The sequence below is a fragment of the Streptomyces sp. NPDC059851 genome (genome assembly GCF_042732005.1).
In the GTDB taxonomy this organism is placed as follows: Bacteria; Actinomycetota; Actinomycetes; order Streptomycetales; family Streptomycetaceae; genus Streptomyces.
The window spans coordinates 1-3,364 of record NZ_JBHWJJ010000271.1 but is presented as its reverse complement, the minus strand read 5'-3'; the positions used below and the strand labels follow the sequence as shown (position 1 = coordinate 3,364).

Annotated in this window: 5 protein-coding genes and 1 pseudogene; 2 read left to right on the top strand and 4 right to left on the bottom strand. The window is 66.0% G+C overall.

What is annotated here, in order from left to right:
* Positions 1–77: 77 nt before the first annotated feature.
* Positions 78–524, bottom strand: coding sequence for a hypothetical protein (locus ACFV7Q_RS38590; protein ID WP_385435624.1), 447 nt, complete (start codon positions 522–524; stop codon positions 78–80).
* 65 nt (positions 525–589) lie between these two features.
* Positions 590–1,411 carry a hypothetical protein gene (locus ACFV7Q_RS38585; protein WP_385435625.1) on the bottom strand — a complete coding sequence of 274 codons (822 nt, stop codon included), beginning with the start codon at positions 1,409–1,411 and terminating at the stop codon, positions 590–592.
* Between ACFV7Q_RS38585 and ACFV7Q_RS38580 the strand changes: the two are divergent.
* A pseudogene (locus tag ACFV7Q_RS38580) lies at positions 1,349–1,477 on the top strand (IS110 family transposase); the annotation flags it as partial. The gene ACFV7Q_RS38585 and the pseudogene ACFV7Q_RS38580 sit on opposite strands and share 63 nt — an antisense overlap.
* On the opposite strand, the gene ACFV7Q_RS38575 reads toward ACFV7Q_RS38580, so the two are convergent.
* Positions 1,422–1,658: an STAS domain-containing protein gene (locus ACFV7Q_RS38575; RefSeq protein WP_385435623.1), complete on the bottom strand. Its 237-nt coding sequence runs from the start codon at positions 1,656–1,658 to the stop codon at positions 1,422–1,424. The pseudogene ACFV7Q_RS38580 and the gene ACFV7Q_RS38575 sit on opposite strands and share 56 nt — an antisense overlap.
* A gap of 315 nt (positions 1,659–1,973) precedes the next feature.
* Positions 1,974–2,372 (bottom strand): hypothetical protein, encoded by a 399-nt coding sequence (locus ACFV7Q_RS38570; RefSeq protein WP_385435622.1) that lies wholly within the window; start codon positions 2,370–2,372, stop codon positions 1,974–1,976.
* A 378-nt stretch (positions 2,373–2,750) separates the two neighbouring features.
* Here ACFV7Q_RS38570 and ACFV7Q_RS38565 point away from each other — a divergent pair, with 378 nt between their 5' ends.
* Positions 2,751–3,287, top strand: coding sequence for a hypothetical protein (locus ACFV7Q_RS38565; protein ID WP_385435621.1), 537 nt, complete (start codon positions 2,751–2,753; stop codon positions 3,285–3,287).
* Positions 3,288–3,364 lie beyond the last annotated feature (77 nt).

The following is a 3,364-nucleotide window of genomic DNA, read 5'->3' as shown; positions in this document are numbered from 1 at the left end:
TGGCGCATCCTCCGCAAAGCCCGCTGCAGCCCCAACGGACTTACGTCAATCGTCAAAGCCATCCTCACCCTGGAAACTCACCGCTGAAAACGCTCCCTGACCCGCGCCGACACCTGGGCCTGTGAGACGATCCGCGACCGCTTCGTCCTCCAGGAAGAAGCGGCGGCTTCCAGGACCGGTCGGCTGGTGCGCAGCTGTTCCGTGCCGCGGTGGGCGCAGCGGATCCCCGAGGGTGCCGGGCCGATCGCGGCGAGCATGTCGTTGAGGTGGAGGCCGGCGGCCTCTGCGAGGGGGCGTCCGTGGATGCCGGGCTGCTGCCAGTACAGGTGCCTGAGCACGCCGATCAGCTCGGGGGCGTGGACGGTATCCACCTCGGCATGCATTCGCTCGACCTGCTCCAGCACGGCCTGGCGGGTGTGGTCGCGCCGCTGTTCGGCTTTCGCGAGGGCGGCTTCGGCGCCGGTGAAGTCACGGACCGACCGCTCGATGTCGCCCAGGATCTGGTGCAGGCTCTCCTCGCTCATGGCCGAGAGCTTATGCACCAGGGCCTCGAGGGCTGACGCTCACGGCACAACCTTGGGGCATCTACTCAGTCCCTGATGTGCTGCTGGAACTGCGGGCAGCCGACGGCATGCCATTCCCTGACGAGGATGTCCCCCTCGATGACCACGACCTCGGCGTGCCACGGGAGACAGTCGTGGCACGCATGGATGTCGTACGAGTTGCCGTCGTCGTCGAACGCCCTGAGGTCAACGCAACCGACCGGCGCCTGGTAGGTGACGTCCTGTTGGCGATCTGTGCCTTCTGCCATGTCTGCCAGTATCTCGTTGTCGGTGCGCTGTGCCACCATCCCCTCGTGTCCACCTGACCGGGATGCCGGATGCTGGCGAACCCTCCCGGCGCTGCCGTAACAAGTCACCGCACCGTCTGAACGGAGACCAGGTGTCCATCCGAGCCATAGAGACCAGCTACGCCGGGCACCGCTTCCGCTCCCGGCTGGAAGCACGGTGGGCCGTCCGCCTTCTTCGTCATCGGTGGCCGCAGCCGGACCGGCCGCACCCCCACCGCCGCCGACTTCGACTGCTCTTTCCCCGCCCTTCTCGCACGCACCCTCTCCGACCTGACCCCCGAGGAACGGCACCTGCTGCGCAGCGTCGCCCTGCTGGACGCCTTCGATCTCGACCTCGCCACCCAGACCGCCGGCCTCACACACCAGGCCCCCGCCCGCCGCCTGACCGAACGCCGCCTGATCAGCGAAAACCCGTACGCGCTGTGGCCCTACCACCTGCACCGAGCGATCCGCAGCGCCGTACAAGGCGACGAGCACAGCGACGACCGGAGGACGCACGTGATCGACACGAGTGACATCGGCGCCTTCCTCGGCCTGGACGTCGGCAAGGGCGAACACCACGCCACTGCCGTCACCCCGGCCGGGAAGAAGGCCTTCGACAAGCGGCTGCCCAACAGTCCCGTGCGCTGGCCAGTGCGGTGCGGACGAGGGTCTTCCCGGTCTGTAGGGCGAGCCGGTCCAGGTCCAGCAGGACGTGCAGGCCTGAGCTGTCACAGAAGGTGACGGCGGCCAGGTCGATGTCGAGTCCGCTGCGGCTGGCAGCCAGGGCCACGGTGAGGTCCCGGCGCAGGTCGGCGGCGTCGTCCATGTCGATCTCGCACGCGGGCCAGCACCCGCTGGGGTCCCGGTTCGAAGACCACGGCGACGCCGCCGCTGGCGTGGTCCGCCGAGGCGGGCAGGCGTTCGGGATGCGAGGTCATGGCCTTGCTCCCTTCACCACCCGGATACGTGGGCAAAAGCCTGGCAGGGCAGTGGCACGGTAGGTCCGGGCCCGACCGCGGTTCGCGGATCCAGCCGTGCGGGACGCGCTCACTCTTGTCACCGACCGTGCCAGGGTGTCCGGCCGCCTCGGCCCGTGGGGCCAGGTCGACCAGCAGTTGCAGGAGATCCGCACGCGGTGGCGTCAGGTGCGTCCGCCACTCAGAGATGTGTCGATCAGGGCCTCGGCGGCCCCGGGGTCAGCGGCGAGTCGGCCCGCCTCACGGATCTGGTCTTCGTCCAAGACCCCGGTCTTCGCCAATTGGATCGCCTCGTGGACGCCGTCCGCGTTGCCGTGCGCGAGCATGATGAAGAACCAGCGCACGGCCTGCACCGGGTCCGGTGCGGTGCCGAAGCCGTCGCGGTACCAGCAGGCTGCCGCGTTCATCGCCCCGACATGCCCCCGCTCGGCCGCCCAGAGGTACCAGACCAGCGCCTCCTCGTCCCGGTCCAGCCCCGACAGCCGGTCGGCGAGCACGGCACCGGCATCCACCAGCCCGTCCCCCGCGGCGTGCAGCACCTCCACGGCGAGCGTCGCGACCACCCGACCCACCAGTCGGCGCCTGCCGGGCCGGCGGCGGCGCGGAGCCCAACTTACTTTGCCCTGCGGCCTGTTGGGGGCCGTCCACATAAAATCCGGCGCTTGAAAACCCCTTCTTACATTTAGTCAGCTTTAGACGGTTGCGAAATTCTTGCAACCCGCGAGGTGAACGGGAGCGTTTTCGATCCTGCTTGATAGGCCAACATTTGAGCCGTCAACAGATAGGGCTGGAACTCTACCCTCCAGCGGAGGACAATGGAGCCATGCGGAGCAACCTGAAGGAGAGGCACGAACAGGCCGAAACGCCTAGCAGCACAGCAAGGCGATCTCCAGGCTGGGGCATTTCCGCTCAACCCCCAAAAGAGGAAGAGGAATTGCGACATGGCTGTTTTGGAAAACAATAACGACGGTACCGCCATAATGGGCAAAAGCACTAACTGGATGGGGGTAGTGGGAGCAAGCCGAAGCACGAACGGCGGTCATGGAGTGCTAGGGACAGCCTTCGGGACGGGAGTCGCCGGAGTCAGTGAGACGTGGTGCGGCGTCTACGGGGAAACGACCGGAACAGCCAACGGCCCTGCCGCTATCTGGGGCGACGGCAAGGAGGGAGCTTTTGGAGTAAAAGGCCATGCACGTGCTCAGGGGGCCGCCGGAGTAGCGGGATATCAGCTCGCAGATAGAGGCCCTGGAATTTTCGGAAAAGGCAATCCAGCTGGAATGTTCGAAGGTGACGTAACAGTCAGTGGGCGCCTTGTAGTCAGCAACATCGACGTCCGAAAAGAGCTCAAAGCCTTGCGCGATGCGATCACCGCTTTGCAAAATCAGATCAACGCTCTAAGTGGACGAATTACGTCCACAGATAATCGCCTTTCGAGCGTAGACGCTCGCCTTGGTTCACACAGGCATTTCAACCAGTGAGCTTCTTCGAGTTGGCCACCGATCGGGTGATGGGCCGTGAAGCGCAACGGACGAGGCCCCTGAGCTGTTGATCGAGA